Annotated in this window: 1 protein-coding gene; it reads right to left on the reverse strand. The window is 76.5% G+C overall.

What is annotated here, in order from left to right; all coding sequences use genetic code 11:
- Window positions 1-877, reverse strand: an 877-nt coding sequence (locus AC1D15_RS34860; protein WP_477829675.1) for an HAD-IC family P-type ATPase, incomplete at both ends; no start/stop codon positions are given.

The following is an 877-nucleotide window of genomic DNA, read 5'->3' on the forward strand; positions in this document are numbered from 1 at the left end:
CCCCGAGCGCGCGCAGCACCGCGCCGCGGCCGAACAGCGCCGCGCCCGCCGGACGCGGCGGCACCTTCATCGCATGGCGCACCGCCGGCTCGGCCTCGAACACCAGCGAACACGCCGGGTCGATGATCAGCTCCAGCAGCACGACGTGCACCGGCAGCAGCAGCACCGGGCCGCCAAGCACCGGCAGCAGCGACAGCCCGACGATCGGCAGGTGCACCGCCAGCAGGTAGCCGACCGCACGCTGCAGGTTCGCGAAGATGCGGCGCCCGGCGCGCACCGCATCGACCAGCGACGCGAAGCGATCGTCCAGCAGCACCAGCGCCGCGGCCTCGCGGGCCACGTCGGTGCCGCGCTGCCCCATCGCGACGCCGACATCCGCGGCGCGCAGCGCCGGCCCGTCGTTGACGCCGTCGCCGGTCATCGCGACCACCTCGCCGCGGCGCTGCAGCGCTTGCACGATGCGCAGCTTCTGGTCCGGGCTGACGCGGGCATACACCGCGATGCGCCCGACCGCCGCATCGAAGGCCCGGTCGTCCATCGCGGCCAGCGCGGCGCCGGTGCACACCGCGTCGCCGTCCCAGCGCTCGAAGCCGGCCTGGCGCGCGATCGCCGACGCGGTCGCCGGCGCATCGCCGGTGATCATCACGACGCGCACGCCGGCCTCGCGGCACTGCGCCAGCGCGTGCGGCACGTCGTCGCGCAGCGGGTCCTGGAAGGCGATCAGCCCGTCGGCCGCGAAGCCGTGCACCGGCCGCGGCTCGCCTTCGCGCCACGGCGCATGCGCGACCGCGATCACGCGCAGGCCTTGCGCCGCCCACACGGCGGCACGCTGCGCGAGCGCGGCGCGCCCGGCATCGTCGGCGCAGCAGGCGAGCAC

The organism is Rhizobacter sp. P2_H2, assembly GCF_056403375.1.